Below are 24949 nucleotides of genomic sequence, written 5' to 3' on the forward strand. Positions count from 1 at the left end.
AGGCCGCCGACGCTGATCGCCGTGGCCGCCATGGGTCTCTTATGCCCCCTACCTGTGGGCAGTAAACACACCGTGCGCTTTGCCGTCCGAGCATATTGCCCCAAACGGCTCGACATTCCCGTTCCGGGGTGACGGGCAGCCACCGAGTCATTCCGGGCGTTTGCCCACATCGGCCGTCGGGTACCTGCCCTGGGACAGCGCCACCTCCCCCAAGTGATGAAGGAGCGCGATGAAGGTTTCCGACATAGCCGGCCTTCCCATTCAGGCAGGCGCCGCTCTCCGGGGCGCTCGCCTTTTCCATCCCGACGGCGTGCTCGCAAAAGGTACCCTCACCAGGATGGCCGCCGACGGTGTCGGGTTGCCGGTCGCCGATTCCGACGTGGTGGCCCGGGTATCCAAAGGTGTCGGGATGCCCGGAACGGTTCCCGATGTGCTGGGCCTTGCCATCCGGATGCCGCCCCATCCAGGCGACCATGCGCCGTGGGACGTGCTGCTCGCCAGCGCCGCCGGCACCAATCCGGTCACCAGGACCATCCCCTTCCCCGCTCGCGCCCTCGGAAGCGCCGTCCTCTCCTCCCTGCAGCCGCTGCATCACGACGGTGGGAGCTGGTGGCTCCGGGCACGGGTTGCGCCGAAGACACCGCAGGCCAGCGTCTCCCTGGAGAACTTCCACAAACAGATCACCGGTGCCGGTCTGGTCTTCGACATCGAGCAGGCCCACGGCACAGGGCCTTTTGAGCCGCTCGCCCGGTTGACGCTCTCCGAACCTGCCGACGAGGCCGACTACCCCAACATCGGTTTCGATCCCACGGTGAACACCACCAGAGACGTTGATCCCGAACCCAACTGGCTATCAGGTACCCGTAAGCTCGCCTATCGTTACAGCCGCAAGGGGCGTGCCGCCGAAGGGTGAGGTGAGCACGGCAATCTGGTCGAGTCGCGAAGGGGCCGAAGAACATGTCGTTGGACCAGGAGAAGACCGGCACCTCGGAACATCGCCTCCCTGCGCTCGACCGCTTCTTCAAGATCACCGAGCGCAACTCGACACTCTCGCGGGAGATTCGCGGCGGTCTCGTCACCTTCTTCACGATGGCCTACATCGTGGTGCTCAACCCGATCATCATCGGCGGGGTACCGGGCAACTCCAAGAACACCGACGTCCTCGGTGACGTTCTCCCCCTTGCACAGGTTGCGGCCGTCACCGCGCTGGTCGCCGGCATCATGTCCATCATCTTCGGCCTGGTGGCGAACTATCCGTTCGCGATCGCAGCCGGCCTGGGAATCAACAGCCTGCTCGCGGTGTCGATCGCGCCGCAGGTCACCTGGGCCGAGGCGATGGGGCTTGTCGTCATCGACGGCATCATCATCGTGGCGCTGGCCGTCACCGGATTCCGGACCGCTGTGTTCCGGGCCGTCCCTGCAGAACTGAAGGCCGCAATCGCGGCAGGCATCGGGTGTTTCATCGCATTCATCGGCTTGGTGGACGCCGGCTTCGTCAAACGCATCCCCGACGCGGCGGGCACAACCGTGCCGGTGAGCCTGGGTATCGACAACTCCGTGGCCACATGGCCGACCCTGATCTTCGTCTTCGGTGTGCTGCTCATGGGTGTCCTGGTGGTGCGCAAGGTGCGGGGCGGTCTGCTCATCGGCATCGTGATCACCACTGCGGTCGCCATGATCGTGCAGACCTTCGCCGACCTGGGGCCCTCGGTCACCGACACCAAGGGCTGGAATCTCAACGTGCCCGACTGGCCGTCATCCGTCGGAGGGATGCCCGACCTCGACCTCGTGGGCGACGTCGACCTCTTCGGCGCGTTCACCCGCATCGGCGTGCTCTCGGCGTCGGTTCTCGTGTTCGCACTGGTGCTCTCGAACTTCTTCGACGCCATGGGCACGATGACGGGGCTCGGCAAGGAGGCCGAACTCGCGGACAAGGACGGCAATCTGCCCGGTATCGGCAAGGCCCTCGTGGTCGAGGGTGCCGGCGCCATCGCCGGTGGCGCGGGGTCGGCGTCGTCGAACACCGTCTTCGTCGAATCGGCGTCCGGTATCGCCGAAGGCGCCAGGACCGGCCTGGCAAACGTCGTCACCGGGGTCTTGTTCCTGGTTGCCATGTTCTTCACACCGCTGTACTCGGTGGTGCCACTCGAGGCTGCCGCACCTGCGCTGGTGGTGGTGGGCGCGTTGATGATCGCGCAGATCCGCACCGTCGATCTCACGCGGTTCGACTACGCGCTGCCCTGCTTCCTCACCATCGTGGTGATGCCGTTCACCTACTCGATCGCCAACGGCATCGGCGTCGGTTTCATCACCTGGGTGGTGCTCGCGTCGGCGCGGGGCAAGATCCGGTCGATCCACCCCTTGCTCTGGCTGGTTGCCGCGCTGTTCGCCCTGTACTTCGCCAAGGAACCCATCGAGGCCCTCATCGGGTAGCTCTCCGTCGGCCGCGAGGCCGACATAGTTGGCAGCGGTAAACTATTCCCGATGCAACTCCCGGTGATGTTCTCGTCTCTCGGGGTACGCAACTACCGTCTCTGGGCCGGTGGGCAGGTGGTCTCGCTCGTCGGGACCTGGATGCAGCGCATCGCGCAGGACTGGCTGGTGCTGGAACTGTCCGGTGGCAGCGGCGTTGCGGTCGGCATCGTCATGGCCTTGCAATTCGGTCCCACGGCCATCGTGTCGCTACCCGCCGGAGCGCTGGCCGACCGGTTCGACAAACGCAAACTCCTCATCGCCACCCAGACCACCATCGCTTTGTGTGCCCTGATCCTCGGGGTACTCGATGTGGCGGGGATGGCAACTCTGGCCTGGGTGTACATCCTCTCGTTCGCCTTGGGGTGCGTCTCGGCGATCGATGCGCCGATCCGGCAGTCGTTCACCATCGAGATGGTGGGCGCAGAGCAGTTGCCCAACGCCGTGGCACTCAACTCGCTGACGTTCAATCTCGCCCGGATCATCGGACCGGCCGTGGCCGGGCTCCTGATCACCTTGGTGGACACCGGCCCGGTTTTCCTCATCAATGCGGTCACCTCACTGGCGGTGCTGGCCGGATTGTTCGCGATGCGCACCTCGGAGCTGATCCGCTCCGCGCGTGCCACCACGGACCGCTCGATTCGCAGTGGGGTGCGCTACGTGCGCCGCAACCGCCACCTCGTCGTGGTCCTCGCGACGGTGTTCGTCGTCTCCACCTTCGGCCTGAACTTCCCACTCTCGCTCGCGCTCTTGACCGCGAACACCTTCGAGGGAACTGCAGGCGGATACGGTCTGCTGTCCACGATGCTTGCCGTGGGCACACTCAGCGGAGCACTCGTGGCAGCCCGCCGGACGAAACCGGCACGGCTCCGGCACTTTCTGGCCGGCGCACTCGCGTTCGGTGTCTTCGAGGTGGTCGTCGGTGTGATGCCGACCTTCTGGCTGGTGGCAGTTGTCCTCATCCCGGTTGGTGTCGCCAACATCATGTTCACCACCTCGGCGATGAACATCATGCAGCTGTCGGTGGATTCGCAGATGCGCGGCCGGGTGATGGGCATCTACATGCTCTGTTTCCTCGGCGGCACGCCGATCGGCAGCCCCTTGCTGGGCTGGCTAGCCCAGGTGACCGATCCGCGTGCACCACTGATCGTCGGTGGTGCGATCAGCGCGATCGCCGTGGCGGGGTGCGGACTGCTGCTGATGCGCGCCGGTCACATGCGGCCTTCGCTCGACCACGGCCGGGTGGTGTTGTCCTCCCACGAGTGAGGCAGGCGTTCCACCAGCAACTTGCACACACGACCGGCGTTCGGTGCCATTCTGGATGGATGATCGACATCGAACGACCCAAGATCGAAGGCTCCGTGGCGGTCGGTGAGGGACGCCGGATCGGGTTCGCCGAGTTCGGTTCCGCGACCGGCCGAGCTGTGTTCTGGCTCCACGGCACGCCAGGCGCCAGGCGGCAGATCCCGATCGAGGTCCGCGATCTCGGCGAAGCGGAGAACATCCGGATCATCGGTCTCGACCGGCCCGGCGTCGGGTCTTCGACCCCGTACAGCTACCCCAACGTGCTCGCCTTCGCCGACGATCTCGCCACCGTCGCCGACACCCTCGGCGTCGACGAGTTCGCGGTTATCGGCCTCTCCGGCGGAGGCCCCTACGCGTTGGGCGTGGCCCATGCGATGCCCGACCGAGTGGTCGTCGCCGGCGTACTCGGCGGCGTGGCACCCGCCGTCGGGCCCGACGCGATCGGTGGGGGCGCCATGGAACTGGGCAAGTTCCTCGCACCCCTGCTGCAGACTGCCGGGGCTCCGATCGGGCGGGTTGTCAGTTCGGTCGTGCGAGTGGCACGACCGGTTGCCGGGCCGGCCATCGGTCTCTACGGACGACTGTCCCCCGCTGCCGACCGCGAACTGCTTCAGCGCCCCGAGTTCAAAGCGATGTTCCTCGACGATCTCCTCAACGGCGGACGCCGCCAGATGGAGGCCCCGTTCGCCGATGTTGTTGTCTTCGCCCGCGATTGGGGATTCTCGGTCGGCGACGTGACCGTCCCGGTGCGTTGGTGGCACGGCGACCACGACCACATCATTCCGCACAAGCACGGCGAACACGTGGTGCATCTGCTGCCCGACGCCAAGATGTTCACCATGCCCGGTGAGAGCCATCTGGGCGGACTGGGCCTGGCGGTCGACATCCTCGGTGAGCTGATGGCGGTCTGGGATTCGGAGACCGCGCTCGACAAACGGTGAACGACGTAGGGTGGTCTCTGGCGCCGACCGGGCGTCCGCGAGCGGAACAGGAGTGCCGAATGTCCGACTGGGTGCACAAGATCAAACAAGAAGCCAAGGAGTTCGTGGCGTCCGCGGAGCAAGAGTTCACCGTCCTCGAGGGCGTTGACGGAGTGGACCCGATGGATCGTCGCGCCGGTGACCCCGAAGCCCACGCAGCGGAAAACGCGGCACCCTCGGACGAGCCCGAAGGCGCACCGAAGGCGGAGTGATCGGGCACCCGCCGAGCTCACACCGGGTACGGCAGGGTGTCACCTCCTCTCTGGTCGAGCATCACCGTCATCACCGATACCTCGTCCGACTGCGACTTCACCATCCCGACCGCCGCGCGCCGGATGGCGGGTTCCCCAGCAGTCCGGGCCGCTTCTGCGGCCATGTCGATCGCCCCTTGGTGGTGCCGAATCATCAACTGCAGGAATAAGATCTCGCTCTGCACATCGTCGGCCGACGACAACCGGGTCAGTTCGTCGCCACTGGCCATCCCCGGCATCGTCGACACACCCGCGGCGTGCTGATGGCCACCCGCTTCCATCCAGCTCATCGGACGCGTCGCCTGCAGCGGCGCGTCGAGCATCTGTAACCAGCCCTGCATCTGCCCGATCTCGCGCCACTGCGCCTGCTCGATCTGGGCCGCGAGCGCCCGGACGTCCGGCTGCGCTGTCGGCGCCAGTAGGTCGCACATCATGAGGGCCTGCTGGTGATGTGCGGACATGTCTTGTGCAAAGCCCACGTCCACGGCGGTCGCCGAATCACCGGCCGCCTTCGACTCCGGACCTCCGCTGTCGACCATCAATCCCACGCCCAGCCCGACGACCAAGGCCACGACAACCGCGGTGATCAGCCACAGCCGTTGGCCGACAATGGTTTTCATCGGACCGGGTACACCGCCGGATCGAGCGACAGGGCCATGAACCCGTTGTCCATGCAGGTCACCCAGAGCTGATCGCCGTGGAACTCCGGTGGTGACAGACACCAGTCGGCCGAGAGGTCGCCTCCGACGAGACGACTTCGATCGTTGATGATCCCGTCCACGGGGCTGTCGCCCTGCAGCACTGCCCGGGCGACCGCCAGCGTACCGATGATCGGCGGAGCCGCGATGGATCCGAGCAAGGCGTGCAGAGAGTTGCTCAACTCCCAGTTCTTGCCCGTCTGCGCGGGCGGGTTGAAGTACGCGATCTCCGCGATGTGGTCGGGGTCGCTGATGTCGAACACCCGGACGCCCGACTGGATCCACCCGCATGCCATCGCGGTCGGATCGACCGGACGATCCACCGAGCAGTAGTGGGCGTCGTAACCGAACGCGCCGTTGGCCGTGGTGCTCTGGGCCCACCTGTTGGCGTTCTCCGGCAGATTGATCGCCAACTTGATGGCGTTGCGCTGCTGAAGATCCGACGAGCGCGCGGCGTCGAACAACTTGACGCCACCCGATCCGCCCTCGTCGACGCTGAAGACGTGCGGCTGCCCGTCGTATGTGACGTAGATGCTGTGTTGAGTGATCTGACCATCGGCCCAGAGCTTTTCCCCGACGTGCGGCATGAGTTCGGGCACAATCGTTCTCGGCGTGCGGTTCTGCACCGCCGAGACGTCGATCATCGTCAGTCCCAGAAGATTCGACAGATACATGGTGTTGCCGTCCGGCGAGAACCCGAGACCGTGGGCCTCGACACCCGTCACACCGGACCAGACCACCATCGGATCACGCGGATCGGTGATATCGATGGCGCTGACGTAGCCGGGGGCAATGCCGGTGGCCCAGTAGGTGTTCCCGTCAGGCGAGAAGTCGCCCTCGTGGGTGGTGATCGGAATCGGAGTCGACAGCTGGGACCCGGCGCCGGTGTTGAGCAACCGCGGGTGCGCGCAGTCGGTGGCGATGTCGTACACCGAGATGTAGCCGGCACCCTCGAGGATGCCCACCCCCGTGCCCACCAGGAGTCCACGTTCCTTGTTGACCTTCAACGACTCCCAGGTGCCGCCCACCATCGCCGGTTCGCTCAGCACATCCGTCATCCGTGGATTGGCCGGGTCGCTGACGTCGATCACCTGCACCCCGGGATTGGGTCCCAAGAAGTTGGTGGGGAAGGAAGAACCCGTGTACGAACAGTGACCGTAGGTGGCACTGACGATGCCGGCACCCTGCCCCTGATACTGACCGATCAGATCGATGTTGCAGTTGTATCCCTTGGTGCTGCGCCCGGACTTGCGGTCCGCCAAGGGCACCTCGCCCTGGATACCGGTCTCGACCTGATCCCCCGGTCGACAGTCCGCGACGTCCACCGCGGTCGGCCAGACGTCGATCAGGTCGTTGTACCCGGGCGGAGCGGCCGCCGAAGCCGGACCGACCGTAGCCGTTGCCATCGCCAGGACTGCACCGAAGATCACCGCGATCCGGACCGCGCCTTTGTTTCCCGCCCATGCGCCCACAACAAGCCCCCTCCGGCTTCATTGCCGTGCTTCGCGGGAGCGTAACGCCGCTCGGCTGCGACGAGGTGCGCTTTCGGGATTTTTGTGCGGTGGTGGTCAGCCCACGGGCAGGCTGTTCACCGCATCGACGAGCTGGTCGGACGTGGTGGCCTTGTCCACGGCGGAGAGCTCGATGTACACGTCGGGCATACCGTCGACCGTCAGCGCCATCCATCGCGGCTCGTCCCCGCCTCCACCGCTGACCGCCCGCCCGTTCTGCCACGTTGTGCTGGACACCCCGTCGAACCCGCGGATGTCGTCCATCCGGCTCTCGAGTGCCTCGGGTGTGACATAGAAGTCGGTCCACAGGTCGTATTGCTCACCACCGGAGTCCAGGACACAGCGGAATCCCGCCTTGATGAACTGCTCGCCCGATCCGTCGGGCCCGTCACCTTCCTCCGGCGGCACAGCATCCATGCGCGTCTCGCATCGCATGCCGTTGTAGCCCTGCTCGTCAGGTCCCGCCGGTAACAGCTCGGGCAACCGCTGGGCCGACTCCGCATACAGCCCCCACCCGGAGCCCACCTCGACCGACGCCGAGGCGCTCGGTTCGGACACGCGACCCTTGTCGTCCACGGCCCGCACCCGGTACTCCACCCGGTCGCCGCCTGAAGGAGCCACCGCCGAGATGTCGGTGAACTCGGTGGCCGGGCCCGAGTACACCACCGCCTCACCGCGACTGAGCAGATAGGAATCGGCTCCTGACGCCGACTTCCAGCTGACTTTCACCACCGGCCCCTCGGCGCTGGCCGTCACCGTCCCCGGACTCGACACCGAGCTGCCGGCACCCCGCACGAAGTAGGTGATGGTGAACGCGAGAACCAGCGCCACCACCCCGGCGACCACCAGCAGCGGCCATCCCCAGCGCTTCACAGCGGCAGCCTGTCCAGCAGGGCCACGGCGTCGGCGTCTTTGCCGCTCTCCATGGTGACGCTCAAGTCGTACACCTCACGATCGGTGTCGTCGAAGGCCAGGATCGCGGTTCCCGCCCAGTCACTGGTCGGGCCACTGCCCTGATAGAGGGTGCCGTCGGCACCCTGATCGGTGGTCACCGATGACGTCTTCAGGTTGAGACTCTCCAGATACTCGTCGCGGACCTGGCGCGACGGGAACTGCCGCAGCTGCACTGTGTAGGTGGCAGCGGCGTCGCGGCAGAAGATGACGCCCGTCTTCGGGATCTCCTGGTCGACACTGCCCGTGCCGCCCCAGCACGCTTCTTGTCCGAAGGTGTCGGTGGACAACGGGCTCGGGCCGACGATCTCCCCGAAGGTGGACGCCATCTGTTCCAGACCGTGCCACCGTTGCGCCACCGCAACCTCGTCACTCGCCGGGCTATAGGACGATTCATCCCGGTCACCCGATCGCGCCGACACCGTGTACGAGTACGTACCCGGCAACGGCATGGGTTGTGCATACTCGGTCTTGTCCCCGACATAGATGACCGAATCACCCTGCCGCAGAACGTACTCGGACGCACCGTCCACCGCGGACCAACTGATGTCCACGGACTCTGCGGCCAGTTCGACGGCGGGCTTCTGCGGCGCGGCCAGCGCACTCCCGCCGCCGGCGACCAGCATGCCGGCGATCACACCGAGCACCAGCGCGAGCACCACCACCGGCCCGGCGAGCATCGCAGGGCGGGTGAACCAGGGACCGTTCGACGTCGGGGTCGCCGCGGATCCGGCGCCCGCGTAGGCCGGACGTTGTCCACTCGACGCCATCCCCGGGTATCCCTGGCCCGCCCCCTGATACGGGTTCGACTGATACGGGTTCGACTGATACGGGGACGAGTTCGGGTGTGACGACTGGCCCGGCGAAGAATGCTGGGAAGTGAAGTGCTGCGGTGACGAATGCTGTCCCGGTTGGTAGGGATTCGACGGCACGGGCCCGGGCGTCGCGACCGGGGGGAAGGTAGTGGCGGCTGCCGACCGCGGGGCATTCGTCTGCGGCGTACCGGGTTTGACCGGAATGGGCACAAAAGCGCTCTGCGCGCGTGTGCTCTGCGGCGCCCCACCGCCTTGCAGCGCCTCCAGTGCGGCATCGGCCAGCTCGCGGGCGCTGTCGAAACGGTCAGCGGGTTTCTTGGCCATCGCCCTCGCGATCACCGAAGCCATCGCCGCCGGGACCGCGGGATTGACGGCGGCCGGGTTCGGCGGGGCGTTGAACATGTGCGCCGCCATCAGTCCTTGACTGGTGGGAGCGTCGAAAGGTGCTGTCGCGGTGAGTAATTCGTAGAGCGTGCAGCCCAGCGCGTACACGTCGGCACGGTGGTCGATCTCCTCGCCGCCGATTTGTTCGGGGGCGCTGTACCGCAGCGTGCCCACCGTCATCCCCACCGACGTGAGACTGCTGTCGGTCTCCTGCGCCATCCGCGCGATGCCGAAGTCGGTGAGCTTCACCGCATCCGGGTTCATCGGATCGGCACCTGGCGTGATCAGGATGTTCCCGGGCTTGACGTCGCGGTGCAGCAGCCCCTTGCGGTGCGCGTAGTCCAGTCCGTCGGCGACCTCGGAGATGATCTGCACCGCAAGTCGCGGATGCAGCGGGCCGTCGATCAACATGTGCGCCGCGTCGGTACCCGACACGAACTCCATCGCAATCCACAGCTGACCCTCGTGAGTACCCCGGTCCAGCACGTTCACCAGGTTCGGATGACTCAGTGGGGCGACCAGGTCCGCTTCCCGCTCGAACCGAGCCCGGGTGTCGGGGTCACTGCCGTAGGTGTTGTTCAGCAACTTGATGGCATCGGCTCTGGGCAACCGGGGGTGCTGGGCCTTGTACACCTCACCCATCCCGCCGCGGCCGAGCAGCTCCAGAATTTGATAGCCACCGATGTAGGAACCGATCGCCACGCTCATCTCATGCCCTTCCACCTCTCACCCACGGTCGGTGAGCTGAGCAGATAGTAGCCACCACCGGCTGGGGCGGACCAGATCTCGGAGCCCGATTACACCGTCTGACCGATCACGCCAAAACAGCCCGCGTGACACGGTTCGGCAAATACGCTCAGCGCCATGAAATCTGACGTTGTCCGGGTACTGGTCTGTGTCGCGGCGGTGGGCGCCGCGGTGTCCGCGGGCGCGGGTGCCGCTTCCGCCGCCCCCACCGATACATGCACTGCGGCCGATCGGGTGGCCGGCGCCCAGACCTACCTCGATGCGCTCGTCGACCCCTCGTACGCCTACGACGTCCCCCTTGCCGACGACGTGGTCCGATTCGAGAACGGGCTGCAGACCGGGTTCTCCGGCGATGTGATGAAGGCCGAACTCGCTCTGCATCTGCAGTACAGCGGCATCACCTCGCTGGACAACGAACAGTGGTCGGGCAACGGCGACTCGGTCCGGGTGATCTACGACCTCGAATACGGAGTCGGCGACCTCAATCTGGCCGATGCCACCGTGGACGAGACCTTCCGGTTCAACGCCGATTGCCTGATCCAGCGCATCGACGCGACCATCACCATCGCCCCCGGTGACGGATTCTGATGGGGCGCTTTCGTCGCGCCGAACTCGAGAGCGAGTTCGCCAGGTTCGAGAAGATGGTCGAGCAGGTTGCCGAAACCCACGACTGGAACCCCTGGGCCGAGCAGTTCACCGACGATGCCGACTACGTCGAACACGCCATGGGCACCTTCAAGGGGCGCGAAGAGATCCGCACCTGGGTGATCAAGACCATGGGCCGATTCCCGGGTAGTCACATGGTCGCCTTCCCGGCACTGTGGCATGTGATCGACGAGGACACCGACCGGGTGATCTGTGAGATCGACAATCCCCTGCGCGACCCCGGCGACGGTTCGTTGTTCACGGCCACCAACATCACGATCCTGACGTATGCGGGCGACGGGCTGTGGTCCAAGGAAGAAGACGTCTACAACCCCCTGGAGTTTGCTCAGGCAGCCAAAGCCTGGTGTCATAAGGCACAGGAGTTGGGGAACCTGACCGACGAGGCCGGGCGATGGCTCGACACGGTGGGCAAGTACTTCTGAAGAATCGCTCGCCACCAATAATGGATTGGTAGTTCAGTTTTTCTGGGCGGATCCGCATCACGTCAGTAAGATGCACCACACACGGGGATGATCGGCGCACCCAGTTCGAGCAATAACCAGGCCACCACTGACCAGCATCGATTCAGTGGCGCGAGGGTTTCGACACACCTTTGCGCCGGCGCGAAGAACTTGGGTGGCGGTAGTGCGTTCCCGTAGCCTGGACCCTTATCACGCCTAGCCGTTCTTGGAGGAATAACTAATGGCCCGCGAGTTGACTCAACTGGAGCTCTTGAAAGAACTGGAGCCGGTGGCCGAGGAAAACGTCAATCGCCATCTGCGCCTTGCCAAGGACTGGAACCCGCATGACTACGTCCCCTGGGACGAAGGTCAGAACTTCGCGGCTCTCGGTGGTGTCGACTGGGATCCGGAGCAGTCGAGGCTCGACGACGTGGCCAAGGCCGCGATGGTCACCAACCTCCTGACCGAGGACAACCTGCCGTCCTATCACCGCGAGATCGCGGAGAATTTCTCGATGGACGACGCGTGGGGCCATTGGGTCGGACGCTGGACCGCCGAAGAGAACCGCCACGGCATCGCGATGCGTGACTACCTCGTGGTCACCCGCGGCGTCGACCCCGTCGCGCTCGAAGAAGCCCGCATGATCCACATGACCAACGGCTTCTCCTCACTCGCCACCGCGGGTGCACGCGCCGAGGAGCTCGGAGAGACCAGCGCAGGACTGCTGCGCTCGGTGGCGTACGTGACCTTCCAGGAACTCGCGACACGTGTGTCGCACCGCAACACCGGCAAGGCGTGCAACGACCCGATCGCCGACCGCATGCTCCAGCGCATCGCCGCCGACGAGAACCTGCACATGGTGTTCTACCGCAACATCTGCGGCGCCGGCCTCGACATCTCGCCCGACCAGACCATCCGAGCGATCTACGAAGTGGTCTCCAACTTCCAGATGCCCGGCCTCGGCATGCCGAACTTCCGTCGCAACGGTGTCCTCATGGCCAAGCACGGCATCTACGACCTGCGTCAGCACCTCGAAGAGGTCATCCAGCCCGTTCTGCGCAAGTGGAACATCTTCGAGCGCGAGGACTTCAGCGCCGAGGGCGAGAAGACCCGTGAAGAGTTGGCCGCGTTCCTCGACAAGCTGGCCGCAGACACCATCAAGTTCGAAGAGATGCGTGACCGCGCGCTCGCTCGCGAAGCGGCCAAGCGCGAAAAGGCCCGCGCCGCCTCCTAGCGGCGACTTCTCGGAAAGGCCACATCCTGACCGCCCTGCTGCCAGACACGCGCACCACCCCGGCACTGTCCATCGGATCCATCGAGCTCTCCAGCCCGGTGGTCCTGGCTCCGATGGCCGGGGTGACCAACGTTGCCTTCCGCACGTTGTGCCGAGAACTCGAGCTCGCCCGGACCGGGACCGTTGCCGGTCTCTACGTCTGTGAGATGGTCACCGCCCGCGCTCTTGTGGAGCGCCACCCGGTGACCATGCACATGACCACGTTCGCCCCGGAAGAGAACCCCCGGTCGATGCAGCTCTACACGGTCGATCCCGAATACACGTATGCCGCGGCGAAGATGATCGTCGACGAGAACCTCGCCGACCACATCGACATGAACTTCGGCTGCCCGGTGCCGAAGGTGACACGCAAGGGCGGCGGCTCCGCCATCCCCTACAAGCGCCGCCTGTTCGCCAACATCGTCGCCGCTGCTGTCCGCGCTACCGAGGGCACCGACATCCCCGTCACCGTCAAGTTCCGCATCGGAATCGACGACGAGCACCACACCCACCTCGACGCCGGTCGGATCGCCGCCGCTGAGGGCGCGAAAGCTGTTGCGCTGCATGCCCGTACGGCCTCGCAACGCTATTCCGGGAGCGCCGACTGGGACGAGATCGCACGACTCAAGGAGCACGTGACCGACGTGCCCGTCCTCGGCAACGGCGACATCTTCGAGCCCGCCGACGCCACCCGGATGATGAATCAGACCGGCTGCGACGGCGTGGTCATCGGTCGCGGATGCCTCGGCCGGCCATGGCTGTTCTCCGAACTGAGCGCCGAACTGAACGGACTGCCCACCCCGGCGGCCCCCACGCTCGGCGAAGTGGCGCAGATCATCGTCCGGCACGGACAGCTGCTCGCCGACCACCACGGCGAGTTCAAGGGCATGCGGGAAATCCGCAAGCACGTTGCCTGGTATTTGCGCGGTTTCCCCGTCGGCTCGGAGTTGCGCCGCGACATGGCCTTGGTCGAGACCGTCGATCAACTCGCCGACATGGTGGGCCAATTACCCGCTGACGTGCCCTTTCCCCGCGACGGCCACGGTCCTCGCGGACGGCAGGGGTCGCCGTCGGCCGTGGCCCTCCCCCACGGCTGGCTCGACGACCCGGACGACGACTGCGTTCCCGACGGCGCCGAGGTCATGCATTCCGGCGGATAGCACGACCAGTAGAAATACCGAATCCGGAAACCTCGGTTTCACGCTGCCGAACTCGAACACAAGAACAACGGCCGACGAACGCTCGGCAACAAGGCACATACAGGTTCGGCCAGTATCATCGTGAACGCGCCTGCCCGGCCGACATGTTTTTCGACGGGCCTGAGATACAGCCCGGTGCCCAGAAGTCCGAAGGAACATGAGTGAGCAGCGACGAGGAGCTCCGGGGACGCACACCCGAGGAACGCCGCGATCTGATTCGCCGCCAGCTCGGCGCGCCATCGGATGAGGTACTCCGTGAACCCCCCGCTCGAGAACTGCCCCGCGACGCCGCGGGCCGATTGACGGTCCAGGAACTCCTCAATCGGATGAATGCCGCCGGCTCGTCCGGACGTGCCGCACCACCCCCTTCGTCTCGAGCCGCATCCGACGGGCCGTCGCAGCCCCCGGCCGGCGAACCCCGCTCCTCGACAGACCGTTCCTCGACACCTCCGTCCGACGGACCCTCGGTTCCGCCGATTCCGCCACCGCGCCCACGCCGAGTCCGCCCCGCCGATGCCCCCACCGAGACCATCAGCCGTGCGGTGGATTCGGGTCCGCCGTCCGATCCCAACCCACGCGGTAGCCGCACTCCGGCCGGTGGGCCGCCCTCCCCGCCTGCGAACCTGCCGGGCACGTCGAGCCATCCCTTCGCGCGCACCGACCCCCCGCAACGGGGCGACGACGACTCCCAGACAGAGGTCATCCCGGCCGCCAAGGACGACCCACCCGTCTTCTTGCCCGCCGATCCCGAGCCGGATCCGGACGCGTCGCACGACAGCGTGGCCGACCGCGTTCAGCCGGCGGTGGTTCCCGAATCCGGCGCGGGTACGGCCCGCGGCCGCAAGCATGCCGCGGCGCCCAAAGGACGCGACCGAGCCGCGCTGACCAGGAATGCCCGGGTGGGTGGCCGCGTCCTCCTCGCTCTCGCCTGCGTCATGACACTCCTGGGTACGGGCGCGGTGTGGGGCTATCAGAAGGTCAAAGACGGCAACTGGAACATCGTCGATGCCGTCAACCCGGACAACAGCGAGATCCGCGGCAAAGAACTGCAGACCGGCGACGAAACCTACCTGATCGTCGGCACCGACACCCGGTCGGGAAAGAACGGGCAGATCGGCGCCGGTACCACCGAAGACGCCGGAGGCGCCAGGTCGGACACGGTGATCCTCGTGAACATCCCGGCCGACCGCAGCCGCGTGGTCGCGGTGAGTTTCCCACGGGACCTGCAGATCAACCGCCCCGAGTGCACAACCTGGGACAACGACAAAGGCGAATACACCGGCCAGATCGTGCCCGCCGAGACGGGCGCCAAGCTCAACACCGCCTATGGCGACGGCGGCCCCAAGTGCATCGTCGACACACTCACCGCGATCAGCGGCCTGAACATCAACCACTTCATCGCGATGGACTTCTCGGGTTTCGAGAAGGTCGTGAACACGATCGGTGGTGTCGAGGTCTGCTCGCCGGTGCCGCTCAACGACTTCGAGCTGGGCCCCATCCTCACCAAGCCCGGTAAGCAGAAGATCCGCGGTAAAGCTGCCCTCAACTACGTACGCGCCCGCACCATCGACACCGAGGGCAACGGTGACTACGGGCGCATCAAACGCCAACAGCTGTTCCTCTCGTCGCTGCTGCGCGGAGCGCTCTCCAGCAAGGTCTTGTCCAATCCCGCGACGCTCAACGGCATCGTCGACACCTTCATCCAGAACAGCTTCGTCGATCAGGTGAACACCGACGACCTGCTCCAATTGGCCCAGTCGATGCAGGGGCTCGACGCCGGCCGCGTCACCTTCCTCACCGTCCCCACCTCGGGCACGGCCGAAGACGGCTCGGGCAACGAGATCCCCCGCGATGCCGACATCCGCGCGATCTTCGACGCGATCATCAACGACGAACCGCTGCCCGGGGAGAAAGAAGAGAAACCGGCCGGAACAACAACCAGCACAACAACTTCTCCGACACCCTCGCGGCCGGCAGACGTCACCGTCAGCGCGCTCGATCCGTATTCGGTGAGCATGCGGGTGCTCAACGGCACCGGTACCGCCGGAGTCGCCACCGGCATCGCCGAGAGTCTGGCCAATCAGGGCTTCGGCGTCCAGGGTGTTGCCGACGCCTCCGAGAACCGCACCGACACCGTCGTCCGGTACGGCGAGGGGCAACAGGCTGCGGCGGCCACGGTTGCACAGTTGTTCCCCGGGGCGAGCATCCAGGCGGACAACACCGTGCAGTCGGGTATCGAGGTCATCGTCGGCAGCGGCTACAGCGGGAACCTGGGCTCGCCCGCTCTCGCCGGGAACCAGATCACCGTCGCCGAACTGCCTCGCGAGTCGGGAACAGACGAGCTGCCCAACGACCTCACGGTCACGAACGCCGCGGATACGACCTGCGCATGAGTCGGGCCGGCGACGCCGACATCGAGCCTGTGCCACTCGTTCATTCGCAGTTCACCACCTGACCACCATTCCCACCGATCGTGGCAGTACCGTTGGCTCATGCGTAGTGCCTACATTGAGCAGATGGCCGAACTCAACGGAGTCTGGGACAAATGTGTGCGTTGGCCGGGATTGCGATGGAGCGATCCACCCAAGCCCTGCTCCAAGCCGATCTCGCGGTCGCCGAGTCGGTGATCAGCGACCACGAGCAATTGACCCAACTGTCGACGCAAGCCGAAGAACGGGCGTTCGCCCTCCTCGCGTTGCAGGCGCCGGTCGCCGGCGATCTGCGTTCGATCGTGAGTGGATTCCAGATCGTCGCCGACATCGACCGCATGGGTGCGCTTGCGCTGCACGTCGCCAAGGTCGCTCGCCGTCGCCACCCCGCCAAAGCGCTGCCCGAAGAGGTCAACGGCTACTTCGCCGAGATGGGCCGGCTCGCCATCACCATGGCGACCAACGCGCGTGAGGTCCTCACCAGCCAGAACCCCGAGGACGCGCTGAAGCTGCAGGACGACGACGACGCGATGGACGACCTCCACCGCCACCTGTTCACGGTGCTGATGGACCGCGAGTGGCGTCACGGCGTCGCTGCCGCAGTGGACGTCACGTTGCTCGGCCGGTACTACGAGCGCTTCTCCGACCACGCTGTGCTGATCGGACGTCGCGTGGTGTTCCAGGCGACGGGGCAGACTCCGGAGCAGTTCACCGAGGTCTAGCGGCTCCTACCGGGGTGCGGTGCGTCGCACCTCGGAGATCCGGTCGGCCAGTTCTGCAGCCGTCCTGAACCGATCGCTGTGCGGGGCAAGGCATTCCGACACCAGGTCGCGTTCAGCCGGTGAAAGTGTCGGACTGATCCTGGGTTTGGTGGACTGGACCGTCCTGATCGCCACCAGTGGCTGCATGTCGGGCAGTTCACCGTAGAGGCCTTCACCGGTCAGCGTGCGGTGGATCGTCGCTCCCAGAGCCCAGATATCCGTTGCCCGCGAAGGTGTTTGGCCGACAAGAGTGTCGGGGTCGGCGTACTCGAGGGACGCGGACGACCCGATGCCGCTGACCGCGGTCGCCGCGGTGATCACCCGGGCCAGACCGAGATCGGACAACACCCCGGCCGGCGATGCCGTGGTACCGGCGCGATCACCTCCAGCGATCAACACATTCGCCGGTTTGATGTCGGAGTGGACCAACCCGGCCTCGTGCATGTCGTGCGCCCCCCTGGCCGCGCACTCGAGCACGGCGAGCGCCTGGTCACGCTGCAGCGGCATCGATGGGGCAGCCATCGACCCACCCGGGAAGTAGTCCATCGCGTACATGAACAGGTCACCCAGTGCCGCTTCGTACAGATGCACCAGATGCGGGGACCGTACGGCGGCGAAGCTGCGGAGTTCGCGCACACCGCGATGGAAGGCGTCCTCACCGCAGGGGTTCGAAAAGACCTTCAGCGCAACGTGTTCGACATCCAGCTGCAGCCGGGCCGGGGGCACCGCCAGATAACACGTACCGTGGCTGCCCGCACCGAGCGCCCGGACTGTCCGGTAATCGGCGATCGCCGGGGGCAGCCGACGTGCGTCGGTTCCCGATGTCGGGTCAACGAACATCGCTGATCCTCCCGTGCGGCGCCTCGAACAGCAACGAGCGACTTCCCACCCGCAGTTCGGATCCCGGATACAACACCGCTTCCTGGCCGCGGCGCAACGTGATCCAGCCAGGTGCGCGCGGCAACCGGACATACGTCCCGTTCACCGAACCGGCATCCACCACCCGGACATCCCAATCCACCAGTCGCAGTTCACAATGCGCGCGCGACATCGACCCCGAGGTGTCGTTGATGCGAATGGGGTCCAGTGGTCCGATACCCGCACTTGCGACACCACCCCTGGCTGCGACCATCGGCTCGGGATCACGTCCGATCATCAGATCGCCGGCCACCACGTAGGTGGTGCCATCGTCGATGACAAGTAGCCCCAGCGGCGGTCGCGGACCCTGCACCATCGCCCCCGTCATCCGGTTGATCCGAATACCGCACCGGGTACAGACCGGCGACCGCGGATCGTTGATGTGGCCGTTCTGGCACAGCAACCCCTGGATCTGCACCTGCTGTTCGCGCGCCGATACCTTCGGATCAGATGGGCGCACAGGACGATTCGCGACATCGGTCGGCGCAGACGCCAGTGCGGCATCGGCCGGTCCGACAACGTCACGCGGCGGGACCAGTGTCGGCTCGGCGATGCCACGCCGAACCGAGGCAGCTCTGCGCCGGCCACCGACGATCGGCAACGGTGCCCGCCCGGCGGCGGTGTGGTTGTCGAAATCGTCCAGCCTCACCGAGAGTGCCGGTGGTAGCAAAGGCGTTTCGGTTACCGCCATCGCGGTGTCGACGAGTTCGGGACTCACCACCACCGGGACACCAGTGGGCTCGTCGGCAGCCGACGGCATCGGCGTCGCTGCCGGTACGGCATATACCGCACTGTCGGTGGAAGGCGAGGCCGATGGCCACAACACCACGCCGGCCCCGGGTGCCGCACCTTTTTCGAGCGAGAAGATCTCCGACGGGGCCAGACCGCCCGACCCGATCGGTCCACCGCCCAGCGGATCGTCCTCGTCGATGGTCAGGGCCACCGCGAACACACTGCTCGGATAGCTGCGCTGTACCAGGAAACCGGCGTCTGCTCCCCTGATGACCTCCGGGGTGGCGAACTCGGTGACGTAGACCCTCGCACTCGCGGCACCGTAGACGAAGACCTCCAGACCCCCGTGCCGGTCGGTGGAGACCACCGCGAAGTCCGGGCTGCTGTCCTCGTTGGCCAGCAACCACTTGGTCAGCGACCGAAGCCGCGACCCGTCGACGCGGCCGGCCTGTTCGAGCGGTTCGGTGGCGAGATGCGCCAGATCTGTGAGCGTTGCGCTGCTCCGGATCGGATCGGCGTCGATGAGCAGGAGCGACGGTCCGCGGCGGAGCACGATGCCACGGCCAGGCAGCACACTCACCGGATGTTTTGCCGTCACGGGGACCATTCTGACAAGGAAACGGCCCCATGCGGAAACATGGGGCCGTTTTCTTCGGGTACCGGCGAGGATCAGCCGAAACGGCCGGAGATGTAGTCTTCCGTCGCCTTCTGCGTCGGGTTGGAGAACATCGTCTCGGTGTCACTGAGCTCGACCAGCTGTCCGGGCTGGCCGACGGCCGCCAGGTTGAAGAACGCGGTCTGGTCGCTGACGCGGGCAGCCTGCTGCATGTTGTGCGTCACGATCACCACCGTGTAGTCCTTCTTGAGTTCGGTGATCAGGTCCTCGATGGCGAGCGTCGAGATGGGGTCGAGCGCCGAACACGGCTCGTCCATCAGGAGCACGTCAGGCGACACTGCGATCGCACGCGCGATGCACAGACGCTGCTGCTGACCACCGGAGAGGCCACCGCCGGGCTTGTTCAGCCGGTCCTTGACCTCTTCCCAGAGGTTCGCTCCGCGCAGGCTGCGCTCGGCGGTCTCGTCGAGCACCTTCTTGTCGCGCACACCCTGCAGTCGCAGACCGGCCACCACGTTGTCCTTGATCGACATCGTCGGGAACGGGTTGGGGCGCTGAAACACCATGCCGATCGTGGAGCGGACCGACACCGGGTCGATGCCCTTGCCGTAGATGTCGTCGCCGTCGAGCAGGACCTTGCCCTCGACACGAGCACCGGGGGTCACCTCGTGCATGCGGTTGAGCGTGCGCAGCACGGTGGACTTACCGCAGCCGGAAGGGCCGATGAACGCCGTGACGCAGCGGGGCGGCACTTCCAGGCTCACGTCCTTGACGGCGTGAAAGGCGCTGTAGTAGATGTTCAGATCTTTGAGGTCGAGTCTTTTTGCCATTGCCTTATCTCATTTCGTCTTCGGCGCGAGCAGTTTAGAAGCCAGCGCCGCGAGTGCATTCGCCAGCGCGATCACGATGACCAGGGTCAGCGCTGCACCCCAGACGCGGTATTCCCCGGCGGGATTGGGGTTTGCCAACTGGTTGTAGATGAACAACGGCAGCGACGTCATGTTGTTCTGGAACGGGTCGTAGTTCACCGAAGCGGTGTAACCCACCAGGATCAGCACCGGGGCGGTCTCACCCATGATTCGCGCGGTGGCGAGGAACACTCCGGAGATGATTCCCGACATCGCCGTCGGGACAACAATTTTCACGATGGTCTTGGACTTGCTGATGCCCAGGGCGTACGAGGCCTCACGCAACTCGTCGGGGACGAGCTTGAGCATCTCCTCGGTGGAACGGACAACCACCGGGAGCATCAGCAGCACAAGTGCCAGGCTGACCGCGAAGCCGCTCTGCGGCAGACCGAACGTGGTCACCCACACGGTGAAGATGAACAGCGCCGCGACGATCGACGGGACGCCGGCGAGGATGTCCACCATGAACGAGGTGGGCTTGACCAGCTTGCTGTTCGGGTACTCCACCAACATGATCGCGGCCATGATGCCGATCGGGACGGCGATCACGGCGGCGATCAATGCCGTGAGGATCGTGCCCAGGATCGCGTGTCCGACACCGCCGGAAAAGCTCGTCGGCCCGATCAGGAACTGGTCGCCCGACCACCACTCCGGCTTGATGATGGCTTCGAAGCCCTTGCTGATGACGGTGAAGAGCACCATCACCAGGGGAATCATCGCGATCAGGAAGCACAGGGTGAAAACGATTGTGGCCGACTGGTTCTTGAGGCGCCGGGCGGGCGAGACCGGCTTGTACAGACTGCCGGCCTTGACCGGGCTGCTGCCATCGATGGTTGAGGTGCTCATCCGTTTACCTTTCCGCCGGAGAGAACCCGGGCGATGGCATTGACCACGAAGGTCAGCAAGAACAGCACCAAACCTGCGGCGATGTACGCGCCGGTCGGCAGGGGCTGGTTGAACTCGCCTGCGCCAGAGGCGATCTTGGAGGCGAATGTGTATCCACCATCGAAGAGGCTGAACCCGGACGTCGATGTCGCGGCCCGCAGGATGATGAGGACGGCAACCGTCTCACCGAGTGCGCGACCGAGCGCGAGCATCGACGCCGCGATCATTCCACTACGTGCGTAGGGGAACGAGGTCATCCGCAGCATCTCCCACTTCGTCGCGCCCAGTGCCAGGGCCGCTTCCTTGTGCAGGACAGGTGTCTGCTGCAGCACCTCACGCGAGATCGACGTGATGATCGGAAGGATCATGATCGCCAGCACGATTCCCGCGGTGAAGATCGTTCCACTCGAGACGTTGCCGTCGGCGAAGAGGAAGAACCATCCGAGGTTGCTGTTGAGGAAGTCGGCGACCGGCTGGAGCTTGGGTCCGAGAACCGCCATGCCCCACAGGCCGAAGATGATCGACGGCACTGCGGCAAGCAGGTCGACGACGGCGCCGAGCGGTCGGGACAACCGCGCCGGTGCATACGACACAAGGAATGTCGCGATACCGATCGCGATGGGCACCGCCAACGCCAGGGCGAACACCGAGCTCAGAACCGTGACCTTGAGCAGGTCGAGGATTCCGAACCGGAGGTTCAGGGCGTTGGTGGTGTCCCACACCGAACTCGTCAAGAAGTTGACGTTGTCCACTCTCAATGAGGGGATGGCCTCGAAGAGTAGGTTCAGTGCGATCAACAGGATCACCAGGCAGACAAAGCCACCGGCCGTCAAAGCCAGCACCTTGAACGCCTGATCGTAGAACCGACTCCGATTTTGTCGGGAGTTCGACTTCAGATCCGATTGACTGTCCGAAGGCTCGGGAGCTGATGCGCTTGGGCTCACCGCGCCTACTTTGTCAGATTGCCCGACCGCGTCATGCACCGTCATCGCTTTCCTGCCCTAACTTATGAGAGAGATCAGTCACTGAATGGAATCGATGGCTGTGTTCAGTTGAGTGCTGAAGCCCTCGGGGATCGGGATGTATCCCTCGGCCTCGAGTGAGCTCTGCACGTCGGTGCTCGCGGCGACCTTGAGGAACGACTTCACGGCCTGGCCGATGGCATCGTCCGAGTAGTTGCTGCAGACGATTTCGTAGGTGGCCAGCACGATCGGGTAGGCACCTGCAACGGACGGCTTGTAGAAGCTCGAGGTGTCGAGGACCAGGTTGTTCGAGCCCGGGTTCTTCAGCGTTGCACCGTCGATGGTCTTGCCCACGGTCTCGACCGAGAGCGGCACAGCCTCAGGACCGGCCGAGGTGATGATGTTGGCGATGCTCAGGCCCTGGTTGGTGGCGTAGGACCACTCGTTGTAGGTGATCGATCCGGGCGAGTTCTTGATGGCGGCCGAGGTGCCCTCGTTGCCCTTCGCGCCCTCACCGACACCGCCGGCGAACGACTTGCCCGCACCCTGGGTCCAGGTGCCATCCGATGCGGCTTCGAGGTACTTCTGGAAGTTGTCGGTGGTGCCGGACTCATCCGAGCGGAAGATCACGATGATGTCCTGGTCGGGCAGGGACACGCCGGAGTTCTCGGCGGCGATGGCCGGATCGTTCCACTTCTTGATGGTGCCGTTGAAGATCTTGCCGAGGGTGGGGCCCGACAGGTTGACGGCGTCGACGCCGTCGAGGTTGTAGGTGACGGCGATGGGGCCGAAGACCAGGGGAAGGTTCCATGCCTCGGACCCGCAGGTGGTCGCCGCGGCGGTGGCTTCGTCTTCCTTCAGCGGCGAGTCGCTGCCACCGAAGTTGGTGAGGCCGCCGGTGAACTCCTTGACGCCGGCGCCGGAGCCGTTGGAGTTGTAGTCGATGGTCTTGCCCTCGCACGTGGTGGCGTAGGAGTTGGCGAACAGGGTCATGGCGTTGGCCTGTGCACTCGATCCACTGGCCTTCAGATTCGCCTGGCCTTCACATGTGACGCCTTCGACCTTCTTGGCCGTGTCGGAGTCTGACGCGGAGTTTCCACACGCCGAGATCAGCAGCGTTGAGGCAGCAAACACGCCCAGGATTGCTCCACTGTTTTTCAAGTTCACCTGAAGAAGTCCTTCGATTCGTGCATCGGCAGTCTGCTCGACACAGGTCGCAATGATTCACAGGCAGCCACGACGCCGTAGCGCATCGCGTCCTGCTGCGGTTTGGAAGCTACAGAGCGAGAGTGAAGCGATACCCCTGGAGAGGTGAACGAGAGGTGAACAGCCATGGTGACGAATCGGACATTGCCCCGGGCCGACGCCCGGGTCGGCACTCAGCCGTATGCGACGTCGATCGCGAACTGGGTGAACCCCAGTTTGGCGTAGGTGTTGAGCGCAGCCTTGTTGTCGCCCTCGACGTAGAGTTCGACTTCCGCGAGGCCACGCTGCTGGAGATGGTGCAGGCCGGCCAGGGTGAGCAATCGTCCCAGACCTCGTCCCTGGGCGGTGGCGTCGACGCCGACGATGTACACCTCTCCCAGTGCGGGGGTGTCACCCTCGGCAGGGTGCACCTTTGTCCAGTGGAAGCCCAGCAAGGTGTGAGGATCGGACGCATCGAACACGAGGAACAACCCCGCGGGGTCAAACCAGTCGGCGCCCGTTCGCGCGGTGATCTCGTCGCTGCTCCAACCGCCCTGCTCCGGATGCCACTCGAAGGCCACGTTGTTGACCCGCAAGATCTCCGCGTCGTCCGAGGGCCCCGCGTACGTTCGCAGAACAAGGTCGTCGGGCACGGTGAGCGACGGGAGTTCGGACCCGGCCAGAGGCCGTCGCAACTGCAGCAGCTCGCGCCGGGCAGTGAGTCCCAGTGAAGCCGCCAGCGCCTGCGCGGCGGGCAGATTCCCATGCGCCCACACCCGACGGCTGTCGGGCACGTGCTCGAGAGTTGTTGTCAGCAGCCGTTTCCCGTGCCCGCGGCGGCGGTGTTCGGGGTGCACCGCCAGCTCGATCATCGCCGGTTCGCCTTCTCGGGCAGGGGTGACGTTCGCATACCCGACGACGGTGTCGCCGGATGAGACGGTGAACTCCCTGACGCCCTCGCGGCCGATGACGGCCACCGCCTGCTCGCCCAACGGCGCGACACCGTCAGCGCGGGCGGCGGCAGTCAAGAGGTCGTGGACAGGCCCGACGTCAGCCACCATTGGCGCTCGAACTCAGCTCCGGGTCCGGGAACTCGACCTCGTCCGATCCGCCCAGATCGTCGAGATCTCCGTTGTCGGTGGAGGTCTCGCCGCCACCGCGACCGCCCCGGCTGGGACGCACCGCCTTGTAGCCGACGTTCCGGACGGTACCGATCAACGACTCGTACTCACTGCCGAGTTTGGCGCGCAGACGCCGGACGTGCACGTCGACCGTGCGGGTGCCGCCGAAGAAGTCGTATCCCCACACCTCTTGAAGCAGCTGAGCCCGGGTGAAGACGCGACCGGCGTTCTGCGCGAGGTACTTCAGGAGTTCGAACTCCTTGTAGGTCAGGTCGAGCGGGCGCCCACGTAGCCGTGCCGTGTAGGTGCCCTCGTCGATCACCAGGTCACCGAGGGTGACCTTTCCACTGGCCTCCTCGGCGGTGACGCCTCGGGTGCGCACGACCAGAAGGCGCAGGCGCGCATCGAGTTCGGCCGGACCGGTGTCGGGTAGCAGGAAGTCGTCGAGGCCCCATTCGGAGTTGACGGCCACCAGGCCGCCCTCGGTCAGCACCGCGACCACAGGGACCGATGAACCCGTACTCCCCAGCAGTCGGCACAGGCCGCGCGCGGCGGCAAGGTCAGAACGCGCATCAACGATGGCTACATCTGCGTTTCCGGCTTCCATCAATGAGGACACCTCGGTGGGCGCCACTCGAACGGTATGAGCCAGCAGTGACAACGACGGCAATACAGACTCAGGGGTGGGATCGGCTGTCAGTAACAAGAGATCCACAAACCACTCCGATCTCGATTATTCG

At 65.3% G+C, this 24949-nt stretch carries 22 protein-coding genes and 1 pseudogene; 11 read left to right on the top strand and 12 right to left on the bottom strand.

The genetic code is table 11. The features are described from left to right. The first annotated feature begins 229 nt into the window (after positions 1 to 229). From W823_RS40480 to W823_RS40500, 5 genes are all read left to right on the top strand, one after another. Positions 230 to 913, top strand: a complete 684-nt coding sequence (locus tag W823_RS40480; RefSeq protein ID WP_023957247.1) for a hypothetical protein — start codon at positions 230 to 232, stop codon at positions 911 to 913. A gap of 44 nt (positions 914 to 957) precedes the next feature. Continuing rightward, complete coding sequence (locus tag W823_RS40485; RefSeq protein WP_023957249.1) at positions 958 to 2433, top strand: NCS2 family permease; 1476 nt, start codon at positions 958 to 960, stop codon at positions 2431 to 2433. A gap of 66 nt (positions 2434 to 2499) precedes the next feature. Further along, a complete protein-coding gene (locus W823_RS40490) occupies positions 2500 to 3738 on the top strand; it encodes an MFS transporter (RefSeq protein ID WP_051406473.1) in 1239 nt (412 codons plus the stop codon). A 59-nt stretch (positions 3739 to 3797) separates the two neighbouring features. After that, positions 3798 to 4718 (top strand): alpha/beta fold hydrolase, encoded by a 921-nt coding sequence (locus W823_RS40495; protein ID WP_030173866.1) that lies wholly within the window; start codon positions 3798 to 3800, stop codon positions 4716 to 4718. 59 nt (positions 4719 to 4777) lie between these two features. Further along, positions 4778 to 4969 (top strand): hypothetical protein, encoded by a 192-nt coding sequence (locus tag W823_RS40500; RefSeq protein WP_023957255.1) that lies wholly within the window; start codon positions 4778 to 4780, stop codon positions 4967 to 4969. Between the two features lie 17 nt (positions 4970 to 4986). On the opposite strand, the gene W823_RS40505 is transcribed toward W823_RS40500, so the two are convergent. The 4 genes from W823_RS40505 to W823_RS40520 form a co-directional block, all read right to left on the bottom strand. Next, complete coding sequence (locus W823_RS40505; RefSeq protein WP_023957257.1) at positions 4987 to 5628, bottom strand: DUF305 domain-containing protein; 642 nt, start codon at positions 5626 to 5628, stop codon at positions 4987 to 4989. Continuing rightward, complete coding sequence (locus W823_RS40510; protein WP_369792605.1) at positions 5625 to 7112, bottom strand: LVIVD repeat-containing protein; 1488 nt, start codon at positions 7110 to 7112, stop codon at positions 5625 to 5627. The genes W823_RS40505 and W823_RS40510 overlap by 4 nt, the downstream gene beginning before the upstream one ends. Before the next feature lie 162 nt (positions 7113 to 7274). After that, entirely contained in the window at positions 7275 to 8090 is an 816-nt protein-coding gene (locus tag W823_RS56490; protein WP_023957261.1) for a hypothetical protein, read from the bottom strand. Further along, the gene (locus W823_RS40520; protein ID WP_023957263.1) at positions 8087 to 10075 is read right to left on the bottom strand and encodes a serine/threonine-protein kinase; all 1989 of its coding nucleotides are present in this window, start codon (positions 10073 to 10075) and stop codon (positions 8087 to 8089) included. The genes W823_RS56490 and W823_RS40520 overlap by 4 nt, the downstream gene beginning before the upstream one ends. A gap of 156 nt (positions 10076 to 10231) precedes the next feature. On the opposite strand from W823_RS40520, the gene W823_RS56495 reads away from it, so the two are divergent. The 6 genes and pseudogenes from W823_RS56495 (at position 10232) to phoU (ending at position 16843) form a co-directional block, all read left to right on the top strand. After that, the gene (locus W823_RS56495) at positions 10232 to 10702 is read left to right on the top strand and encodes a hypothetical protein (RefSeq protein WP_023957265.1); all 471 of its coding nucleotides are present in this window, start codon (positions 10232 to 10234) and stop codon (positions 10700 to 10702) included. Next, positions 10702 to 11202 (top strand): nuclear transport factor 2 family protein, encoded by a 501-nt coding sequence (locus tag W823_RS40530; protein ID WP_023957267.1) that lies wholly within the window; start codon positions 10702 to 10704, stop codon positions 11200 to 11202. Before W823_RS56495 ends, W823_RS40530 begins: the two co-directional genes overlap by 1 nt. A gap of 259 nt (positions 11203 to 11461) precedes the next feature. Further along, complete coding sequence (locus tag W823_RS40535; RefSeq protein ID WP_023957269.1) at positions 11462 to 12454, top strand: acyl-ACP desaturase; 993 nt, start codon at positions 11462 to 11464, stop codon at positions 12452 to 12454. Positions 12455 to 12492: 38 nt separating this feature from the next. Then, a complete protein-coding gene (dusB, locus tag W823_RS40540) occupies positions 12493 to 13653 on the top strand; it encodes a tRNA dihydrouridine synthase DusB (RefSeq protein ID WP_255283870.1) in 1161 nt (386 codons plus the stop codon). A 200-nt stretch (positions 13654 to 13853) separates the two neighbouring features. Next, positions 13854 to 16085 carry an LCP family protein gene (locus W823_RS40545; RefSeq protein WP_023957272.1) on the top strand — a complete coding sequence of 744 codons (2232 nt, stop codon included), beginning with the start codon at positions 13854 to 13856 and terminating at the stop codon, positions 16083 to 16085. Between the two features lie 99 nt (positions 16086 to 16184). Next, positions 16185 to 16843, top strand: a pseudogene (phoU, locus tag W823_RS40550) (phosphate signaling complex protein PhoU). Between the two features lie 6 nt (positions 16844 to 16849). Here the strand turns inward: phoU and W823_RS40555 are convergent. The 8 genes from W823_RS40555 to W823_RS40590 form a co-directional block, all read right to left on the bottom strand. After that, positions 16850 to 17722 carry a protein kinase gene (locus tag W823_RS40555; protein ID WP_023957275.1) on the bottom strand — a complete coding sequence of 291 codons (873 nt, stop codon included), beginning with the start codon at positions 17720 to 17722 and terminating at the stop codon, positions 16850 to 16852. Further along, the gene (locus W823_RS56500) at positions 17712 to 19130 is read right to left on the bottom strand and encodes an FHA domain-containing protein (RefSeq protein ID WP_161633997.1); all 1419 of its coding nucleotides are present in this window, start codon (positions 19128 to 19130) and stop codon (positions 17712 to 17714) included. Before W823_RS56500 ends, W823_RS40555 begins: the two co-directional genes overlap by 11 nt. Positions 19131 to 19201: 71 nt before the next feature. Continuing rightward, the gene (gene pstB, locus W823_RS40565; RefSeq protein ID WP_023957280.1) at positions 19202 to 19978 is read right to left on the bottom strand and encodes a phosphate ABC transporter ATP-binding protein PstB; all 777 of its coding nucleotides are present in this window, start codon (positions 19976 to 19978) and stop codon (positions 19202 to 19204) included. Positions 19979 to 19987: 9 nt separating this feature from the next. Beyond that, complete coding sequence (gene pstA, locus W823_RS40570; RefSeq protein WP_023957281.1) at positions 19988 to 20902, bottom strand: phosphate ABC transporter permease PstA; 915 nt, start codon at positions 20900 to 20902, stop codon at positions 19988 to 19990. Beyond that, positions 20899 to 21930, bottom strand: a complete 1032-nt coding sequence (gene pstC, locus W823_RS40575; protein WP_023957283.1) for a phosphate ABC transporter permease subunit PstC — start codon at positions 21928 to 21930, stop codon at positions 20899 to 20901. Before pstC ends, pstA begins: the two co-directional genes overlap by 4 nt. 33 nt (positions 21931 to 21963) lie before the next feature. Then, a complete protein-coding gene (gene pstS, locus W823_RS40580) occupies positions 21964 to 23070 on the bottom strand; it encodes a phosphate ABC transporter substrate-binding protein PstS (RefSeq protein WP_023957285.1) in 1107 nt (368 codons plus the stop codon). Positions 23071 to 23282: 212 nt separating this feature from the next. After that, positions 23283 to 24149: a mycothiol synthase gene (mshD, locus tag W823_RS40585; RefSeq protein ID WP_023957287.1), complete on the bottom strand. Its 867-nt coding sequence runs from the start codon at positions 24147 to 24149 to the stop codon at positions 23283 to 23285. Continuing rightward, entirely contained in the window at positions 24139 to 24924 is a 786-nt protein-coding gene (locus W823_RS40590; RefSeq protein ID WP_023957288.1) for a response regulator transcription factor, read from the bottom strand. The genes mshD and W823_RS40590 overlap by 11 nt, the downstream gene beginning before the upstream one ends. Between the last annotated feature and the right edge of the window lie 25 nt (positions 24925 to 24949).

Source organism: Williamsia sp. D3, from assembly GCF_000506245.1.
In the GTDB taxonomy this organism is placed as follows: Bacteria; Actinomycetota; Actinomycetes; order Mycobacteriales; family Mycobacteriaceae; genus Williamsia; species Williamsia muralis.

Coding starts and splice junctions, on each gene's coding strand:
- W823_RS40500 (WP_023957255.1), top strand. CDS start 4,778: ATGTCCGACTGGGTGCACAAGATCAAACAAGAAGCCAAGGAGTTCGTG.
- pstA (WP_023957281.1), bottom strand. CDS start 20,902: ATGAGCACCTCAACCATCGATGGCAGCAGCCCGGTCAAGGCCGGCAGT.
- W823_RS40490 (WP_051406473.1), top strand. CDS start 2,500: ATGTTCTCGTCTCTCGGGGTACGCAACTACCGTCTCTGGGCCGGTGGG.
- W823_RS40505 (WP_023957257.1), bottom strand. CDS start 5,628: ATGAAAACCATTGTCGGCCAACGGCTGTGGCTGATCACCGCGGTTGTC.
- W823_RS40535 (WP_023957269.1), top strand. CDS start 11,462: ATGGCCCGCGAGTTGACTCAACTGGAGCTCTTGAAAGAACTGGAGCCG.
- pstC (WP_023957283.1), bottom strand. CDS start 21,930: ATGACGGTGCATGACGCGGTCGGGCAATCTGACAAAGTAGGCGCGGTG.
- W823_RS40520 (WP_023957263.1), bottom strand. CDS start 10,075: ATGAGCGTGGCGATCGGTTCCTACATCGGTGGCTATCAAATTCTGGAG.
- pstB (WP_023957280.1), bottom strand. CDS start 19,978: ATGGCAAAAAGACTCGACCTCAAAGATCTGAACATCTACTACAGCGCC.
- mshD (WP_023957287.1), bottom strand. CDS start 24,149: ATGGTGGCTGACGTCGGGCCTGTCCACGACCTCTTGACTGCCGCCGCC.
- W823_RS40530 (WP_023957267.1), top strand. CDS start 10,702: ATGGGGCGCTTTCGTCGCGCCGAACTCGAGAGCGAGTTCGCCAGGTTC.
- W823_RS40555 (WP_023957275.1), bottom strand. CDS start 17,722: ATGTTCGTTGACCCGACATCGGGAACCGACGCACGTCGGCTGCCCCCG.
- W823_RS40485 (WP_023957249.1), top strand. CDS start 958: ATGTCGTTGGACCAGGAGAAGACCGGCACCTCGGAACATCGCCTCCCT.
- W823_RS40510 (WP_369792605.1), bottom strand. CDS start 7,112: ATGGCAACGGCTACGGTCGGTCCGGCTTCGGCGGCCGCTCCGCCCGGG.
- W823_RS40495 (WP_030173866.1), top strand. CDS start 3,798: ATGATCGACATCGAACGACCCAAGATCGAAGGCTCCGTGGCGGTCGGT.
- W823_RS56495 (WP_023957265.1), top strand. CDS start 10,232: ATGAAATCTGACGTTGTCCGGGTACTGGTCTGTGTCGCGGCGGTGGGC.
- W823_RS40480 (WP_023957247.1), top strand. CDS start 230: ATGAAGGTTTCCGACATAGCCGGCCTTCCCATTCAGGCAGGCGCCGCT.